Origin of the sequence: Sphingomonas faeni (assembly GCF_030817315.1) — a bacterium.
GTDB classification, from domain to species: domain Bacteria; phylum Pseudomonadota; class Alphaproteobacteria; order Sphingomonadales; family Sphingomonadaceae; genus Sphingomonas; species Sphingomonas faeni_C.
Window position 1 is genome coordinate 39440 of record NZ_JAUSZF010000001.1, and the last position, 16042, is coordinate 55481.

14 protein-coding genes are annotated in these 16042 nt (G+C 66.8%); 5 read left to right on the forward strand and 9 right to left on the reverse strand.

The features are described 5' to 3' along the window. Nucleotides 1-54: 54 nt before the first annotated feature. From QFZ54_RS00205 to QFZ54_RS00220, 4 genes are all read right to left on the reverse strand, one after another. Entirely contained in the window at nt 55-516 is a 462-nt protein-coding gene (locus QFZ54_RS00205; RefSeq protein ID WP_307083269.1) for a DUF2141 domain-containing protein, read from the reverse strand. Between the two features lie 189 nt (nt 517-705). Beyond that, nucleotides 706-1863: a CDP-alcohol phosphatidyltransferase family protein gene (locus QFZ54_RS00210; RefSeq protein WP_307083270.1), complete on the reverse strand. Its 1158-nt coding sequence runs from the start codon at nt 1861-1863 to the stop codon at nt 706-708. A 30-nt stretch (nt 1864-1893) separates the two neighbouring features. Continuing rightward, entirely contained in the window at nt 1894-3009 is a 1116-nt protein-coding gene (locus QFZ54_RS00215) for a hypothetical protein (protein WP_307083272.1), read from the reverse strand. Beyond that, nucleotides 3006-3758 (reverse strand): phosphocholine cytidylyltransferase family protein, encoded by a 753-nt coding sequence (locus tag QFZ54_RS00220; RefSeq protein WP_307083274.1) that lies wholly within the window; start codon nt 3756-3758, stop codon nt 3006-3008. Before QFZ54_RS00220 ends, QFZ54_RS00215 begins: the two co-directional genes overlap by 4 nt. A 107-nt stretch (nt 3759-3865) precedes the next feature. Between QFZ54_RS00220 and QFZ54_RS00225 the strand changes: the two genes are divergently transcribed. Then, nucleotides 3866-4945 carry a mechanosensitive ion channel family protein gene (locus QFZ54_RS00225; protein ID WP_307083276.1) on the forward strand — a complete coding sequence of 360 codons (1080 nt, stop codon included), beginning with the start codon at nt 3866-3868 and terminating at the stop codon, nt 4943-4945. A 116-nt stretch (nt 4946-5061) separates the two neighbouring features. Here QFZ54_RS00225 and QFZ54_RS00230 read toward each other — a convergent pair whose 3' ends face one another. From QFZ54_RS00230 to otsB, 3 genes are read right to left on the reverse strand one after another with little or no spacing between them, the layout of a single operon-like run. Then, a complete protein-coding gene (locus QFZ54_RS00230; protein ID WP_307083278.1) occupies nt 5062-6450 on the reverse strand; it encodes an alpha,alpha-trehalose-phosphate synthase (UDP-forming) in 1389 nt (462 codons plus the stop codon). Further along, a complete protein-coding gene (locus QFZ54_RS00235; RefSeq protein WP_307083280.1) occupies nt 6447-8243 on the reverse strand; it encodes a glycoside hydrolase family 15 protein in 1797 nt (598 codons plus the stop codon). Before QFZ54_RS00235 ends, QFZ54_RS00230 begins: the two co-directional genes overlap by 4 nt. Beyond that, nucleotides 8240-9004 carry a trehalose-phosphatase gene (gene otsB, locus QFZ54_RS00240; protein WP_307083281.1) on the reverse strand — a complete coding sequence of 255 codons (765 nt, stop codon included), beginning with the start codon at nt 9002-9004 and terminating at the stop codon, nt 8240-8242. Before otsB ends, QFZ54_RS00235 begins: the two co-directional genes overlap by 4 nt. A gap of 449 nt (nt 9005-9453) precedes the next feature. Between otsB and QFZ54_RS00245 the strand changes: the two genes are divergently transcribed. The 4 genes from QFZ54_RS00245 (at nt 9454) to QFZ54_RS00260 (ending at nt 14464) form a co-directional block, all read left to right on the forward strand. Next, nucleotides 9454-10914 carry an efflux transporter outer membrane subunit gene (locus tag QFZ54_RS00245; protein WP_307083283.1) on the forward strand — a complete coding sequence of 487 codons (1461 nt, stop codon included), beginning with the start codon at nt 9454-9456 and terminating at the stop codon, nt 10912-10914. Then, the gene (locus tag QFZ54_RS00250) at nt 10914-12302 is read left to right on the forward strand and encodes an efflux RND transporter periplasmic adaptor subunit (protein ID WP_307083285.1); all 1389 of its coding nucleotides are present in this window, start codon (nt 10914-10916) and stop codon (nt 12300-12302) included. Before QFZ54_RS00245 ends, QFZ54_RS00250 begins: the two co-directional genes overlap by 1 nt. A gap of 73 nt (nt 12303-12375) precedes the next feature. Further along, nucleotides 12376-13032, forward strand: coding sequence for an ABC transporter ATP-binding protein (locus QFZ54_RS00255; RefSeq protein WP_373458572.1), 657 nt, complete (start codon nt 12376-12378; stop codon nt 13030-13032). Nucleotides 13033-13255: 223 nt separating this feature from the next. Next, nucleotides 13256-14464 (forward strand): ABC transporter permease, encoded by a 1209-nt coding sequence (locus QFZ54_RS00260; protein WP_307083287.1) that lies wholly within the window; start codon nt 13256-13258, stop codon nt 14462-14464. Here QFZ54_RS00260 and QFZ54_RS00265 read toward each other — a convergent pair. Together QFZ54_RS00265 and QFZ54_RS00270 are read right to left on the reverse strand one after the other, a co-directional pair. Then, nucleotides 14439-15056, reverse strand: coding sequence for a nucleotidyltransferase family protein (locus QFZ54_RS00265; protein ID WP_307083289.1), 618 nt, complete (start codon nt 15054-15056; stop codon nt 14439-14441). The two genes, QFZ54_RS00260 and QFZ54_RS00265, sit on opposite strands and share 26 nt — an antisense overlap. Beyond that, nucleotides 15043-15966, reverse strand: a complete 924-nt coding sequence (locus QFZ54_RS00270; protein WP_307083291.1) for an XdhC family protein — start codon at nt 15964-15966, stop codon at nt 15043-15045. The genes QFZ54_RS00265 and QFZ54_RS00270 overlap by 14 nt, the downstream gene beginning before the upstream one ends. Nucleotides 15967-16042: the final 76 nt, after the last annotated feature.

Sequence of the window (16042 nt, forward strand, 5' to 3'; positions counted from 1 at the left end):
CGCTACAAATTTGTGTCAGGAAGATTTCCGTTCCGCTGCGACCGGCGGTCCGGCTCAACGTCGATACCGCATCTTCATACGCACGGTCGTTCCCGATGGTGCCAATGCCGTCCGAGCGGCATCGAACGACGGGAGCCCGATCGAGGTCGGCGCATCGTTGGAAAAGCCAAAGCCTTCCTTCGGAGCGAACAATGTCCGATTGAAATCATGATCGCTGTTTTCATCGTGATACTGCGCGATCGCGTAATGCCCGGGCTTCAGCCAAAAGCATGCGCGGGGGTTGTCGGCCGGCACACGGGCTCGCGCCAGCTTTCCACCCTTCGCCAGAAACCGTCTTTTGTCATCGGGATAGACCGTGAAGGCGACCTCACCGACGGCGTTGTGCATCGTCGTCGCCTCGACGGTCAGCTTGGCGTTGCCGTTACCGGGCATGCCTTCGCACGCCTCGGCCGCATGTGCCTGCATCGGGATGAGCAGCATTGCCGCGCCCAGGATCGAGGAAACTACAGTCTTCATGATCGGACGTTAGCGCGAAGAAGATGGCCGGAGAGCGGCGCGCAGATGACATTTGCGACGCGAACGAGGCGTCCGTCGCACGCGCACCGCGCTCTGCCGATCGACCGCTACGTCCGTACAAGGAACCGCCAATTGCACGCCGAGGGCGCGCACGACTTCGCGAGATGCAGCGCGGAACCCCGCCGCCGGTTACGCCAGCCAGCTCGTCAACGTCTCTCCGCGAGCCTTCCGCGCCATCGCCTGCACCAGCCGCACCATGTGGACGACGAGCGAAATCGCGGTCCAGGCCGCAACGCCGATGATTCCCCAATCCGGGCGCGTGACCAGCAATCCGGCGAACAGGATCACCATGTTCGGATTGCGCCGCGCGGTGATGAGGCGGAACCAGCTGTCGAACCTCTCCCACACATGGATATGCATCCCGAACCGAACGATGAACGCCCCCTCGATCAGGCGTTGCGCGACATAGCCGAACAGCATCGTTCCGATCACCGCCCAGAACATGCCGTCTTCCAGCGGTCGCCCGTACGGCGCACATCCCGCCGCCCACGCCCACCACCAGAACGGTGGATGGATCAGGTCGACGCCGTGATCCCATGCGTTGCCGAGCTTCGACGCCGTAATCGTGCACCGCGCGAGCTTCCCGTCGACGGTGTCCAGCACCATGAAGAACAGCCCGGTCGCGAGCCCGGTCCAGAACCAGCCATGCCAGAACGCGATCGTCGCGACGATGCACAGCACCGATCCCAGCGCGGTCACCTGGTTAGGCGTGATCCCGGCACGCGCGCAGATCCGCGTGATCGCCAGCGCCCATTCCGGCCACAGATATTTGGTCAGCAGGTCGGTGACGCCCTTATACGCACCGACATAGCTCGCGCGCTCGATCGCCGGGACGGCGGCGGGGGTGAGCAACTCGGCGAACGGCTTTTCCCGCTTGCGGAGCGCTTCGTTGAGAATGCCGTCCTCCGCTTCGGCCGCGATCACGGTCAGCCCGGCACCGGGTACCAGCGGTACGTCGTCGATCATCGCGTGGGAGACCGCGCTGCGCTCGGCGGCGTCTCGGACATGCGCCAGCACCGGAACCCCTGCGCGCGTGACGATCGTGCCGGGGCGGGTCTTCAGATGGGCGATCCAGACCGGATCGAACGCGAACGCCATGTTGGCCAGGATGACCGGCCCCACTGCGATAGCGGGCGATCCGCTCGTGTCCGGTGCCGGGGGCAGGCCCTGCGCCAAGCCGATCCGGCGGACGCGTTCGGCATTGGTCATGCCCCATAACAAGGTGGCATTGTTGCCCACCGGAACGATAGCTGGCGTGTCGTGCATCGGGTGCCGATAGCCGATCATGGGCGAATTGCGAACGCCGGCGTGCCCGGATCAGCGCCGCAGCGCTGCGATCACCTCTCGCGCCGCACGATCGGGGGCCAGCCCGGACACGTCGCCCAGCGCCTCTTGGGCGAACCGCTGCTGAAACGCGGTGTATTCGGGATGCACGGTCGATGCCTGCTCGATCGTGGGCATCAGGGCGGATAGCGTGTCGACGACCTCGCCCGCTTCCCACATCGCGTAGGAGCCGTCGTTCCTCCAGTCGGCGTCGCGCGCGTTCAGGAATACGCAGGGTCGCGGTCGCGTCAGATATTCGACGACCTGGCTCGACGTATCGCCGAGATACAGGTCGGCGGCGGCGGTATAGCTGCCGTCGACCATCGCGAAGCTGTCGAGGTCGCAGTGGATACCGTCACGCCCGGCCAGCCCGGCAACGAACGCGCGCAACGCCGGCGCACGCTCCACGAGTCGCTGGTGCGGCGCGAAGATCAGGTTGAAGCGGCCATCCGCCAGGATCCGCTCGACCGTCTCGGGACCCCAGCGCCACCAGGACGACCGGTGCGCCTGCCAGTGCGGGTTGTAGAAGATCACCGGCTTGGCATCCTCGAACAATCGGGCAGGCGGGGTGCGTTGGCGAAAGGCGGCTTTCACATACCCCGTCGTCACGATCCGCGCGGGATCGTCACCGCCTGCGATCAGCGCACCGCGATCGCGTTCGGCGGCAACCAGCGTCCGCCATCCCGCGCGCCGCCGCCAATGCCCGCGCGCCATCATCGATCCCGCCCCGTGGAAGGTGTCGATGAACCGCGTCCGCAACGGCAGCGTCGCCGGCAGCCACAGGCTCGTCTGTTCCGCGCAAACGACCACCGCGGTCCGCGCGAGATACGGCGCCAGGCGGAACAGCATCGGCAGCTTGGCGGGCAGGGGCGGATTGCGCCCGTCGGCATAGCCCACCAGGCTGCGAAAGCCGGGCGCCCGTCGTATGCGGACCGTCGTCATGCCCGCGTCGCGAACCCACGCGCTCAGCAACGTCTCGTGCATCGAGGTGCTCACCCACAGGTCGACCGGCAGGTCCGGCGCGATCGCGACCAGCGCCTCGACGATCGGATAGAGATGCGGGATCAGCAGCGTCTCGCCGAGAAACAGGAACGCGACCTTCTGCGTCATGATCGCGGAGGGCCTCCCGCCGGCACGTCATGGTCGTCCTGCCACAGCGCGATATCCTCCGGCCGGTCGATCTCCTGCCAGCGGGCATCCGCCGCGATCCGCACCGCTCGGACGCCCACGGTCTCCGCGACACGGCGGATAACGGCGTGGTGATAGGCGTGGATGCCTTCGTCCTCGCCGATCACCGCGCGCAACGCCTCGAGATACGCACTGCCCCCGGTCGAGACGATCAACCCGAGCGATCGATCGGTGGCCTCGTGCCCGACCAGATGTTTGCCGACCGCGATCACGTGGTCGCCGTGCGCCTCGACCAGCATGTCGTCGAGCCCCGGCGTCACCAGCGGCTCGATAACCAGCGTCACGCCCGATCCGGTCTGCACGCCCTGATCGGAGAGCGCCGCGCGCAGGATCGCGGCATCGAACAGCGTGTCGCCGTTCATCAACGCGAACGGCGATCCGAGATGCGTGCGCGCGGCCCATACGCTGCCGATGCTGTTGGCGGCGGACCAGAACGGGTTGAAGACGAGTTCCGTCGGCAACCCGCACTCGCGCGCCGCCAGATGCGCGGCGATCTGGTCGACCCGGTATCCGCCGACGATCACCGCCCCCTCGAACCCTGCGTCCGCGACGGCATCGAGCTGATGATCGAGGATTGCCCGGCCGCCGACCTGCACGAGGCATTTCGGCGTCGTCAGCGTCAACGGCAGCAGGCGCGACCCGTGGCCGGCGGCAAGGATGATGGCCTTCATGGGCGCGGACTTACGCACGAAGTGTGGCAGGAAAAAAGCTGTTACGTACCGCACGGCTATGCTGCACTGCAGCGGAACATCTTCGGGCGTTCCACCGTTGCGCTCCAATGCGCATGTTCAGATCGCTCCACATACCCCCCGAGTGGGTTTGGCTGGAGAGTGTCGCGGTCGTCTCGGCCGCCGTCCTCGTCGCGCTGGTCGCGCATTGGCTGACGATGCGGATCGCTGGCCATGCCCAGCGCCGCTCGACCGCCAAGACCGACGGCCTGGTCCTCGCCCGCGTTCGCCGCCCATTGCGTGCGGTGTTCGTCTCGGTTTCCGTCGCGTTCGTCTCGCGGATCCTGCCAATGGACAACGACATCGAGGATTTGTGGAAACAATTGCTCGGCTTCCTCGTCCCGGGGTTGCTCGGCTGGCTGGCGGTCGCGGCTCTCCGCGCGTTCCAGGACGTCATCGAGATCCGCGCCGACATCTCGGTCGAGGACAATCTCCGCGCCCGTCGTAAGCGCACGCGCGCCGCCATTCTCGGACGCATCGGCACGTTCTTCATCATCTTCATCAGCGTCTGCCTGATGCTGCTCAGCGTCCCCGGTATCCGCTCGATCGGCGTCACGCTGATGGCGTCGGCGGGTATCGCCGGCCTCGTCGTCGGTGCCGCCGCTCAGCCCGCGCTGAAGAACCTGATCGCCGGCGTACAGATGGCCTTCACCGAGCCGATCCGGATCGACGATGTGCTGATCGTCGACGGCGAATGGGGCCGCGTCGAACAGATCAACCTGACCTTCGTCGTCATCAAGATCTGGGACGAGCGCCGCCTCGTCGTGCCGGTGTCGAAGTTCCTCGAGCAGAGTTTCCAGAACTGGACGCGCGAGACAAGCCAACTGATGGGGTCGGTGTTCTGGTACGTGGACCCGGCGACAGACGTGCCGCGCCTTCGCGAGAAACTGGGCGAGATCGTCACCACGAACCCTCGCTGGGACAAAAGGTTCTTCAACCTCCAGGTGACCGACGTGAAGACCGACTGCATCGAACTGCGCGGGTTGATGACCGCAAAGGATGCCGCGATCGCATTCGACCTGCGCTGCGACGTGCGCGAGGCGCTGCTGAGGTATATCCGCGAGGATATGCCCGAAGCGATCCCGCGGAACCGCCTGCTGATGGCCGCGGACCCGGCAACGCGCCCCTAACTTCCCCCCTCCCTGAAAGGGAGGGGCCGGGGGTGGGTAGGCCGCTTGTCGGGCGGGGCGGCAATTCCAAACCAACCCACCCCCAACCCCTCCCTTCCAGGGAGGGGGCCAAGAAGTCAGGCCTCGACGTGCTCCGGCACAGCCTCAAGCGCAGTGATGAACAACTCGCACCACCACATAACGTCCTCTTTCCGAACGTTGTCGATCAGCTTCTCCCAGCGCGCCTTGCGCTCCGCCAGCGGCATCTTCAGCGCCCGCGCGATCGCGTCGGACATCTCCTCCGGGCTGTACGGATTGACCAGCACAGCATCCGGCAACTGCGCCGCCGCGCCCGCGAACTGCGACAGGATCAGCACGCCTGGATCCTCCGGATCCTGCGCCGCGACATATTCCTTCGCGACCAGGTTCATCCCGTCGCGCAACGGCGTCACCAACCCGACGCGAGCCGCGCGATAGATCCCTGCCAACACGTCGCGCGGGAACCCCTGGTTGACGTAGCGGATCGGCGTCCAGTCGATGTCCGAATACTCGCCGTTGATCCGCCCCGACATCGAATCGAGGTTCGCGCGGATCTCCTGGTAGGTGTCCACTTTCTCGCGCGAAGGCGGCGCGATCTGGAGCATGTAGACCAAACCGCGATGGTCCGGATGCGAGCCCAGGAACCGCTCATAACCCGCGAACCGCTCGGCCAGACCCTTCGAATAATCCAGCCGGTCCACGCCCACGATCAGGCTGCGGCCGGTCGCGGACATATACATCCGCTCCTTCGAATGCCGCGCCGCGTCGCTGTTCGCCGACTTCTCGAAGTCCGCCGTCTCGATCCCGATCGGCGTCGTGATCGCCTTGATCGTCCGATCGCCGACCGTCACCCAGCCATCCTCGCCAACCACGCCGTCGAGCTGACTGGTGACGTAATGCAGGAAGCTGTCGAGCCAGTCCTGCGTCTGGAAGCCGACCACGTCGTACGCGAACATCGATTCGACCAGCGCACGGTGGCTCGGCAGCGACAGCAGCATCGCCATCGGCGGCCACGGAATGTGCAGGAAGAAGCCGATCTTGTTCTCGACGCCCAGCTTGCGCAACTCACGACCGAGCGGGACGTGGTGGTAATCGTGCACCCACACCAGATCGTCGGGCTCGATCAGCGGCAGCACCGTCTCCGCGAACCGCTTGTTGACGCGCGCGTAACCGCTGGAGAAATCGCGCTCGAACTCGGTCAGGTCGATCCGGTAATGGAACAGCGGCCACAAGGTCCGGTTCGCATAGCCATTATAATATTCGTCGAAATCCTGCTCTTCGAGGTCGATCGTCGCGGTCGTGACGCCCTTGCCCTGCTGGAAATTGATGTGCCCGGTGAAGGTCTCGGTGGTCTCGCCCGACCAGCCGAACCACACCCCGCCCTTTTCGCGCAATGCGGCGAGCAGCGCGACGGCGAGGCCCCCCTGGTTGCCCGAAGGCGCATCGACCGACTGGACGCGGTTCGAGATGACGACGAGGCGGCTCATCGGACGGCACTCCACGGCTTGCTGAGCAGGACCGCGCAATTGATCAGCCCGACCAGCGAATAGGTCTGCGGGTAATTCCCCCACAGCTCGCCGGTGTTCGGATCGATATCCTCCGACAGCAGGCCCGCAGGGGTACGCCGCGCGACCATCTCGTCGAACAACTCACGCGCGTCCGCGGTCCGACCGGTCGCATGTAGCGCCTCGATCAGCCAGAAGGTGCAGACGTTGAACGCAGTATGCGGCAGGCCGAAATCATCCTCGGTCGCATAGCGCAGCATATGGCTGCCACGCCGCAGACCCTCCTCGACCGCCGTCAGCGTCGACTGGAAGCGCGGATCGTCGGGCGCGAAGAAGCGCAGGTCGAGCAGCTGGATCAGGCTCGCGTCGAGATCGTCGCCACCGAACGTCGCCGAGATGCGCTGCGTGTCCTCGCGCCAAGCCGACTGCTCGATCGTGGTGCGGATCGTGTCCGCGCGTGCGTTCCAGAACGTCCGGCGATCCTCGAGCCCGAGAACTCCGGCGGCATTGGCCAACCGATCGCACGCCGCCCAGCACATCGCCGCCGAATAGGTGTGGACATGCGCCTTGGTCCGCAGCTCCCAAAGCCCGGCATCGGGCTTGTCGTACGTCTCCCACGCGCGGTCGCCGACCAGTTCGAGGCTCTTGAAATCTTCGACGCTCGACATCCGGAACAGTCGGCGATCGAAGAACGCCTGTACGTCCGAAAGGATGATCTGGCCGTACGCGTCGTGCTGGATCTGCTCGTACGCCTGGTTGCCCGCGCGGACCGGACCCATCCCGCGATAGCCGGGCAGATCCGCCTCGATCCGCTCGATCAGCGTCGACTCGCCGCCGACGCCGTAGAGCGGCTGAACATGGCCCCCCTTCGACGCGTCGACGATATTGCGCAGATATTCGAGATACCCCTCCAGCACGTCGAGCGCACCCAAGCGGTTCAGCGCCTGCACCGTGTAATAGGCGTCGCGGATCCAGCAGTAGCGATAGTCCCAGTTGCGCTCCGATCCCTCATGCTCGGGGATCGAGGTGGTGAGCGCGGCGACGATCGCGCCGGTCTCCTCGTGCTGGCACAGCTTCAGCGTGATCGCCGCGCGGATGACGACGTCCTGCCACTCGACCGGCGTCGCCAGCCCGCGCACCCAGTGCCGCCACTCGTCCTTGGTCCGTGACAGCATCGCCTCTGCCGCCTCGTGCAACACGCCCGCGAAACTCTCGTCCGGCCCGAGGAACAGGTGCATCTGGCGTTCGAGCCGGAACCAGTTCTCGCCGACGATATGCCCAACCGGCGCATCGGTTGTCAGCCGCAGCGTCTGGTCGTCCATCAGGAAGCGAATGTGGTTCGACCCCTGCGTGTGCTCGGTCGGCTTGCCCCAGTTCGTCGCGACGCGCATCCGGATACGGATCCGCGGCGATCCGGCGACCGGCTTGACGATCCGCACGAAGCTGGTCGGGCGATAGGTCCGGCCTTCGCGGACGAAGCGCGGGCAGAAATCGATCACCTCGACAGCGTTGCCGGCCTCGTCCTCATGACGGGTCACCAGGATCGGCGTGTTGCGGATATAGCTCTGCGTCGTCTTTGCGCCGCCTTCCAGTTCGATCGCCCAGAACCCGGTCTTGGGCGCATCGCCCCCGAGTAGCGCGCAGAACGCGGGGTCGCCATCGACGCGGGGGACGCAGCCCCAGACGAACGTGCCGGTCTTGTCGATCAGCGCGGAGACCTGGCAATTGCCGATCGGCCAGAGGTTCATGTCGGCTTTTTGAGTAGGTGCGGTCATCGTGTTTCCAATATGGCAGCAATCCAGTCGCGAAGTGCAGCAACGTCGTTGAGGCGGTAGGTAGCGGCGGTAGGCCGTTCCTCGCCGATCAGTATGCCCGCCCCACCAAGGTCGCGCGCGACCTCGAACCCGTCCTCATCGGTGACGTCGTCGCCGAAGAAATACGGCACGCTGCCCGCCATCGTCGGCGCTGCGATCAGTGCGCGGAGTGCCGCGCCCTTGTCGCCGGGGGTGCGCAGTTCGACCATCATCTTGCCGCGCTGGAGTGTGAGCCCGTGGGTGAGGGCAAGGTCTTCGGCGAGGCGGACGGCGGCAGGTTCGAAGCCCGGCGCCATCCGGTAGTGCAGCCCCGCGCCGAGGCTCTTGGCTTCGTAGACGAGGCCGTTGGCATCGGCAAATGCACGCAATGCGTCGGCCGCGGCTTCGAGCGAGGCAGGGCGTTCGGCGGCGACATGCCCGTCGTCCGGCGTGCGCGTTTCGGCCCCGTGGCTGCCCGCGACCGCGAACAGGTGCGCGTGACGCCCGAGCATCGCATCGAGCTGCGCGATCGATCGCCCGCTGATGATCGCAACCCGACCGGGGAAGCGCTCGGCAAGCGTATCGAGGGTATCGAGCAGAATCCGGTCCACCACGACGGCATCCGGCGTCGCGGCAAGGTCGACGAGCGTCCCGTCGAAATCGAAGAAAAGGCTCACTGCGTCGGGCACGGCAAGGGGCGGCGCGAGGACATCAGTCGCGGGCTGGCGTTCGGCTAGCATCATCCCTGAACCCATAGCGCCGCCGCTACGTTCCGCTGCACTGCAAAATTGGAACGGGTGCGGTTCGATTATGGAAGTTGAGGTGCAGCCAGCACTCCCGTCATGTTCTCCTGCGAACGCAGGAGAACATGACCCAGCAGCGCACCGCTCATGGTTCAAGGCACCCGGCCTTCGCGCCGAACACGGGGACAAAGTTCCGCCGCTCCCCAGACCACCACCCCGGCGAAGGCCGGGGTGACTGGGGCGGAGCGACACCCGGCGCCGGCCCACCTTCGAGAAAGACGGGCCTCGTCTTCCCCGATCCCGTCTTCCGGCCCCAGCGATAGGATAGTAATCAACGACGCCGACGCATCGCTTGGCGCCCTGCACCCCCTCCAATCCACCCCACCTGCGACACCTCGCGACACAAAACCGCTGGACTAGCAAACGCCCGTTGGTCATGCCTGCCGCCCATGTCCCGCGTCAGCGCCCTCCTCATCGTTCCAGTGCTTTTGGCCGGCTGCACCGTCGGCCCGGACTACCACCCCAAGGCTGCGGCGGAGCTCGGCGTTCCCGACGCCTATTCGGTCACCCCGGAAACCAAGCCCGAAGACCTCACTCGCTGGTGGCAGAAGTTCGACGACCCCGTCCTCGGGCAGCTCGTCGAGCAGGCCGCCGCCGCCAACCTCGACATCGCACAGTCCGTCGCGCGCCTCCGCCAGGCCCGCGAAAGCCTCCTCCAGAACCGTGCGTCGCTTCTCCCCACGGCCAATGGCTCGGTCGGCTACCAGCGCAACGAGAACGTCCGCGGCGGCGGGCGGTCGTTCACGCTGCCCGACGGCACCGTCGTCGATACCGGCGGCGGCGGCGCCAACAGCTTCACGCTCGGCGCCAGCGCCAGCTACCAGGTCGGCGTCTTCGGCGAGATCCGTCGCACCATCGAAGCGAGCCGCGCAGAGTACGCCGCGTCGGGCTACGACTACGCCACCGTCCTGATCTCGGTCGAAAGCGAGGTCGCGCGCAACTATGTCCTCGCTCGCCTCTACCAACAGCAACTCGCCAACGCCCGCGCCTCGCTCGCGATCCAGGACGACAACCTCGAAATCGCCGGCTTCCGAGTCCAAGCTGGCCTAGTCTCCAGCGTCGACGCCGAACAAGCCCGCGCCCAGCGCGCGCAGACCGCCGCGACGATCCCCAGCCTAGACCAGCAATATGCCGCCGCGGTCGCGCGGATCGGCGTGCTGACCGGCCAGGCCCCCGGCACGCTCCGCGCGATGATGGCACCGGCAAAGGCGATCCCGACCGGCCCCGCCGCGGTCGGCGTCGGCATCCCCGGCGACACGCTGCGCCAGCGCCCCGACATCCGCTCCGCCGAGCGCGCGCTCGCTGCAGCCACCGCGCGGATCGGCGTCGCCAAGGCGCAGCTCTATCCGGCGCTCGCGATCACCGGCAACCTCAACACCAACGCGACCTCGATCGGCAATATCGGCGACGCGATCACCGGCAGCCTGTTCGCCGGCCTGACGCAGGCGATCTTCAACGGCGGGCGTCTGCGAAGCCAGGTCCGCACCAGCGAAGCCGCCGCCGACGGCGCGTTCGCGTTCTACAAGTCGACCATCCTCACCGCGCTGGAGGACGTAGAGAACGCCGTCGTCGCGCTCCAGACCGCGCAGGAACGCGAGCGCCAGTTCGCCATCGCGCTCGACGCCTCGAACAATTCCGCAATTCTCAGCCGCAGCCAGTACCGCACCGGCCTCACCGATTTCACCACGCTCAACCAGCAGGAAACCGCGCTCCTGTCCGCGCGCAACGGCGCGACGCAAGCGCGCGCCGATGCCGCGACCGCGTTGATCGCACTCTATGCCGCACTCGGCGGCGGCTGGGACTCCACCGTGATCCCTGAAGCGCCCCAATCCAATCCAGAGGCACGATGATGGCCGACGCATCGATCGACGACTTCCTCGGCGTAAAGCCGCAGGCCCCCTGGAAACGCTACATAAAATGGGTGGTGATCGCGGTCGGCGTGGTCCTGCTCTGCCTGCTGCTCGCCAAGTGCTTCGGCGCGAAGGAACAGACCCAATATTCGACGCAAGCCGCCCAGCGCGGCAACCTGACGGTCACGGTCTCGGCGACCGGCAAGCTCGCGCCGACGACCCAGGTCACGGTCGGCTCGCAGCTGTCGGGCTTGGTCACGCAGGTCGTCGCCGACGTCAACGACCGCGTCGTCGCCGGCCAGCCGCTCGCGCTGATCGATCCGGAACAGCTCGACGATCAGATCCGCCAGACCAGCGCCCAGCTCGCGGCGAACCAGGCGCAGGTCGCCCAGGCGCAGGCCACCGTCGCCGAAGCCCGCGCGCAGTTGAATCGCCTCGAAGAGGTCTCGCGCCTGTCGGGCGGTCGCGTGCCGTCGAAGACCGAGCTTCAGACCGGCCGCGCAGATTACGCGCGCGCCGTCGCGGCGCAGAAGGTCGCCGAAGCGAACGTCGCCGCCAGCCGCGCGCTCCTTGCGCAGAACCAGACCCAGCGCGCCCGTGCGATCATCCGCTCGCCCGTCACCGGCGTCGTGCTCGCGCGCCAGATCGACCCCGGCCAGACCGTCGCTTCGTCGTTCAACACGCCGACCTTGTTCGTGATCGCCGAAGACCTCACCAAGATGAAGCTCGAGGTCGCGATCGACGAAGCCGACGTGGGCGAGGTCAAGATCGGCCAGAAGGCCAGCTTCACGGTCGACGCGTTCCCTGGCCAGACCTTCCCCGCGACGATCAGCCGCGTCGATCTCGGCTCGAACCTGACGGTCAGCTCGGCGACCTCGTCGAGCACCACGACCACGACGTCGACCACCGGTCAGGTCGTGTCCTACGCGGCCGACCTCACCGTCGCGAACCCGTCGCTGACGCTGCGCCCCGGCATGACCGCGACCGCCGACATCGTCACCTCGGACAAGCGCAACGTGATGCTCGTCCCCAACGCCGCGCTGCGCTTCAAGCCGACCGCTGCGACCGGCGATGCAGGTGGCGGCATCGCCGGCTCACTGACCTTCCGCCCGCGTCGTGGCGGCGGCGGGGCTGAGCGGACCGCAACGCTCGGCCGCGGCGCGCAGCAGACGATCTACGTCAAGGGTGCGGACGGCACGCCGCAAGCCGTGCAGATCACCACCGGCGACACCAACGGCACGATGACCGAAGTGTTGTCGGGCAATCTCCAGCCCGGCGCGCAGGTCATCACCGGGCAGTTGGCGAGCGGGTCGGACGACACCAAGCGCAGCGGCGGCGGCGCACGCCGTTCGGGCGGCGCGAGCAAGGGTGGGGGCGGTGGCCAGTAATCCGCCCCCTCTGATCTCGCCCCCCCTCATCTCCCTGCGCGGCGTCACCAAGACGTACGGGCAGGGCGCGACGATGTTCCAGGCGCTCAAGGGCGTCGATCTCGACATCGCGGCGGGCGATTTCGTCGCGGTGATGGGGCCGTCGGGCTCGGGCAAGTCGACGACGATGAACATCCTCGGCTGCCTCGACGTGCCGACCGACGGCACCTTCCTGTTCCGCGGCTACCATGTCGAGACGCTCGACCGTGACCAGCGCGCGCTGCTCCGTCGCAAATATCTCGGCTTCGTGTTCCAGGGCTTCAACCTCCTCTCGCGCACGTCCGCGCTGGAGAATGTCGAACTCCCCTTGCTCTACCGGGGCGACGAAAAGCGCGCGCGCAGGGACGCGGCGATGGCGAGCCTCGACACGGTCGGCCTGGCGGACTGGTGGGACCACACCCCGGCCGAACTGTCCGGCGGCCAGCAACAACGCGTCGCAATCGCCCGCGCGCTGGTGACCAGCCCCGACGTGCTGCTTGCCGACGAACCGACCGGCAACCTCGACAGCGAACGCTCGGTCGAGATCATGCAATTGCTGACGCGGTTGAACGCGGAGAAGAACATCACGGTACTGATGGTCACCCACGAACCCGACATGGCGGCGTTCGCGAGGACGGTGGTCCACTTCAAGGACGGCCTGGTGGAACGCATCGAAAGCCAACACCGCCAAGGCGAAAGCGTAGAATCGTGAGCGCCGCCACTTCTTCCCCCCTCCCGCAAGCGGGAGGGGCGCCATCTTCTCCCCTCCCGCAAGCGGGAGGGGCCGGGGGTGGGCACGCGCTCACGTCAAGCGCACCGCCGGCGATAGTCGCGCGAACATCGACGGCAGTATCCGCCGCACCCGCGAGCCCACCCCCCAACCCCCTCCCGCAAGCGGGCGGGGGGGCAGAAGTCTCGCGCGGGGAACCAGTCTGATGTTCGGCACCACCCTATCCCTCGCGCTCCGCTCGATCCGCCGCCACCTCCTGCGGTCGTTCCTCACCATCCTCGGCATCGTCATCGGCGTCGGCGCGGTCGTGACGATGGTGACCCTCGGCAAGGCGACGACGGCGGCGGTCCAGCAGTCGATCTCCGCACTCGGCACCAACATCCTTCAGATCCGCCCCGGACAAGGCTTCGGCCGCGGCGGCGGCGGGCCGCGTCCGCCCGACTTCAAGCCCGAGGACGTCGAGGCCATCGCCAAGCAGACTGCCGGCGTCACCGCAGTCGCCCCGCAGGCACAGGCCACCGCGACCGCAATCTACGAAGGCGCGAACTGGTCGACCACGATCAACGGCACCACCTCCGCCTATTTCCAGGTCCAGCCTTGGCCACTAGCCGCGGGCCGCATCTTCTCGCCAGTCGAGGAAGCCGCGGGCAAGGCCGTCTGCATCATCGGCAACACGGTCCGCACCAACCTCTTCCGCGGTGGAGACGCGGTCGGCCTGCGCATGCGGATCGGCGCGATCAGCTGCGATGTGGTCGGAATACTCTCCGCCCGCGGCCAGGCCGGGTTCGGCGGCGATCAGGACGACGTCGTCATCATGCCGATCAAGGCGGTCCAGCGCCGCTTCACCGGCAGCCGCGACATCCGCCTGATGCTCGTCGGCGTCGACCAGAAATTCTCGACCGCGACCGTCCAGGCCTCGATCACCGACCTGCTCCGCGAACGCCGCACGATCACCGCGGGCAAGGAAGACGACTTCAACATCTTCGATACGAAGCAGATTTCGGACACGCTGACCGGCACCACGACCTTGCTCACCGGCATCGTCGCCGCGGTCGCGGGGATCAGCCTGGTCGTCGGCGGGATCGGCATCATGAACATCATGCTGGTGTCGGTGACCGAGCGTACGCGCGAGATCGGTATCCGCCTCGCGATCGGCGCGGTCGCGCGCGAGGTGCTGATGCAGTTCCTCGTCGAGGCGATAGCATTGTCGTGCCTAGGCGGCGTCATCGGCCTCGTCATCGCGCAGCTCGCGATCGCGATCATCGCGCCGCTGATCAAGGTTCAGTGGATCTTCGTGCCCGAAATCAACATCTTCGCCTTCGTCATCTCGGCGGTGATAGGCGTGGTGTTCGGTTATTTCCCCGCACGGAGAGCTGCCGCGATGAACCCTATCGACGCGTTAAGGCACGAGTGATCGCCGCCTTGGGATCGTGGACCAGCGCCTGCAGCCGGTCCAGATCCTCGGGCGTGTCGATATCGATCAACTCGGCGGGCGCAGTCACGACGTGCCGCCCCGCTTTCACCAGGTCGCGCGCGCCCGCATCGCCGTCCAGCGTCAGCAGGAAATCGAACCGGTCGCGCCCAAACAGGGCAGGGGGCGAGGGCTTCTCGCCATCGCTCGACGCGACGACGGCATCGGCACTGTCGGCGGCATCGAGCATCCGGTAGATGTGCGCCGCGGTCACGCGTGGCATGTCGGCGAGCGCGATCAGCACCGCCTGTGCCCCCTCGTCCTTCGCGCGCTGCACGCCCAGCTTCACCGACTGCGACATCCCCGACGACGGGTCTTCGTTATGCACGACCTCGAAATGATGGCTGAGGAAGTCGAGCTTGCATCCGTCTGTGACGACCAGCCGCCGCTTGAACGGAATATTCTCGAACGCGGTGACGACGTGCATCCCAAGCGGCTTGTTGAGGAACGGTACTTCCAGCTTGTTCGGAATCCCGAAACGCTCGGAACGACCGGCGGCGAGCAGGATGAGGAAGACGTCTTCAGCGGCGATCATTGAACGCTCCTATCATCGCCGCCGCGACCGACAGCGCAATCTCCGAAGGGCCGATCGCGCCGATGTCGAGCCCGACCGGCGCATCGATCCGGTCGATATTCTCGGCCGAAACGCCTTCCGCGGCAAGCCGCTCGCGCCGCGCCGCGTGGCTCTTGCGGCTGCCGAGCGCACCGACATAGGCGGCATCGGACGCGAGTGCGGCGATCAGCGCGGGGTCGTCGATCTTGATGTCGTGGCTCAGCGTCACGACCGCGGTCGACGGACCCGGGCGATAGGCGGCGATCGCCTCATCGGGCCAGCGATCGTCGAGCGTCACGCCCGGAAACCGCTCCTCGGTCAGGAATCGCGCGCGCGGGTCGATCACCACCGTCTCGATCCCGAGTTCGCGCGCGAGCCCCGCCAACGCCTGCGCGATCTGCACCGCCCCGACGATCAACAGCCGGCGCGGCGGATCGTAGCGGTTGACGAACATCTCTCCCGTTTCCAACGGCCGCGCATCGCTGTGCCCGGTCTTGAGATCGGTCGTCACCGTCAGCGCATCGCCCTGGTCACGAGCATCCGCGATCCGGTCGAACAGTTCGGGATCGAACCCCTCGGCCGACACCGGCTGCACCATCACCGCGATCTCGCCGCCGCACGGCAGCCCGACTTCCCATGCCGCCGCATCCGCCACGCCGTAGTTGCGCACCTGAAACGGCGCGCCCGCAATCACCTCGGCGGCGGTGGCGAGGATGTCGCTCTCGACGCACCCGCCCGACACCGATCCCTCGAACCGCCCATCGGCATGGACGAGCATATGGCTCCCCTTGGGCCGTGGCGCGGATCCCCAGGTCGAGACGACCGTGGCGATCGCCATCGGTTCGCCCTTCCAGCTCTTCGCCGCGGCAATCACGCTATCGTTTTCGGCCATGTTGTCTCTCTTGTCGTTCTCCCGCGAAAGCGGGAGCCCAGGAGCAACGAACGCTCCGTTTGGTATCCTGGACCCC

Bases quoted from the DNA above. Each gene is read 5' to 3' on its own strand.
- QFZ54_RS00270 (WP_307083291.1), bottom strand. From the start codon at position 15,966: ATGGCCGAAAACGATAGCGTGATTGCCGCGGCGAAGAGCTGGAAGGGC.
- QFZ54_RS00255 (WP_373458572.1), top strand. From the start codon at position 12,376: ATGTTCCAGGCGCTCAAGGGCGTCGATCTCGACATCGCGGCGGGCGAT.
- QFZ54_RS00260 (WP_307083287.1), top strand. From the start codon at position 13,256: ATGTTCGGCACCACCCTATCCCTCGCGCTCCGCTCGATCCGCCGCCAC.
- QFZ54_RS00250 (WP_307083285.1), top strand. From the start codon at position 10,914: ATGGCCGACGCATCGATCGACGACTTCCTCGGCGTAAAGCCGCAGGCC.
- QFZ54_RS00225 (WP_307083276.1), top strand. From the start codon at position 3,866: ATGCGCATGTTCAGATCGCTCCACATACCCCCCGAGTGGGTTTGGCTG.
- QFZ54_RS00210 (WP_307083270.1), bottom strand. From the start codon at position 1,863: ATGATCGGCTATCGGCACCCGATGCACGACACGCCAGCTATCGTTCCG.
- QFZ54_RS00215 (WP_307083272.1), bottom strand. From the start codon at position 3,009: ATGACGCAGAAGGTCGCGTTCCTGTTTCTCGGCGAGACGCTGCTGATC.
- QFZ54_RS00245 (WP_307083283.1), top strand. From the start codon at position 9,454: ATGTCCCGCGTCAGCGCCCTCCTCATCGTTCCAGTGCTTTTGGCCGGC.
- QFZ54_RS00230 (WP_307083278.1), bottom strand. From the start codon at position 6,450: ATGAGCCGCCTCGTCGTCATCTCGAACCGCGTCCAGTCGGTCGATGCG.
- QFZ54_RS00220 (WP_307083274.1), bottom strand. From the start codon at position 3,758: ATGAAGGCCATCATCCTTGCCGCCGGCCACGGGTCGCGCCTGCTGCCG.
- QFZ54_RS00205 (WP_307083269.1), bottom strand. From the start codon at position 516: ATGAAGACTGTAGTTTCCTCGATCCTGGGCGCGGCAATGCTGCTCATC.
- otsB (WP_307083281.1), bottom strand. From the start codon at position 9,004: ATGATGCTAGCCGAACGCCAGCCCGCGACTGATGTCCTCGCGCCGCCC.
- QFZ54_RS00235 (WP_307083280.1), bottom strand. From the start codon at position 8,243: ATGACCGCACCTACTCAAAAAGCCGACATGAACCTCTGGCCGATCGGC.
- QFZ54_RS00265 (WP_307083289.1), bottom strand. From the start codon at position 15,056: ATGATCGCCGCTGAAGACGTCTTCCTCATCCTGCTCGCCGCCGGTCGT.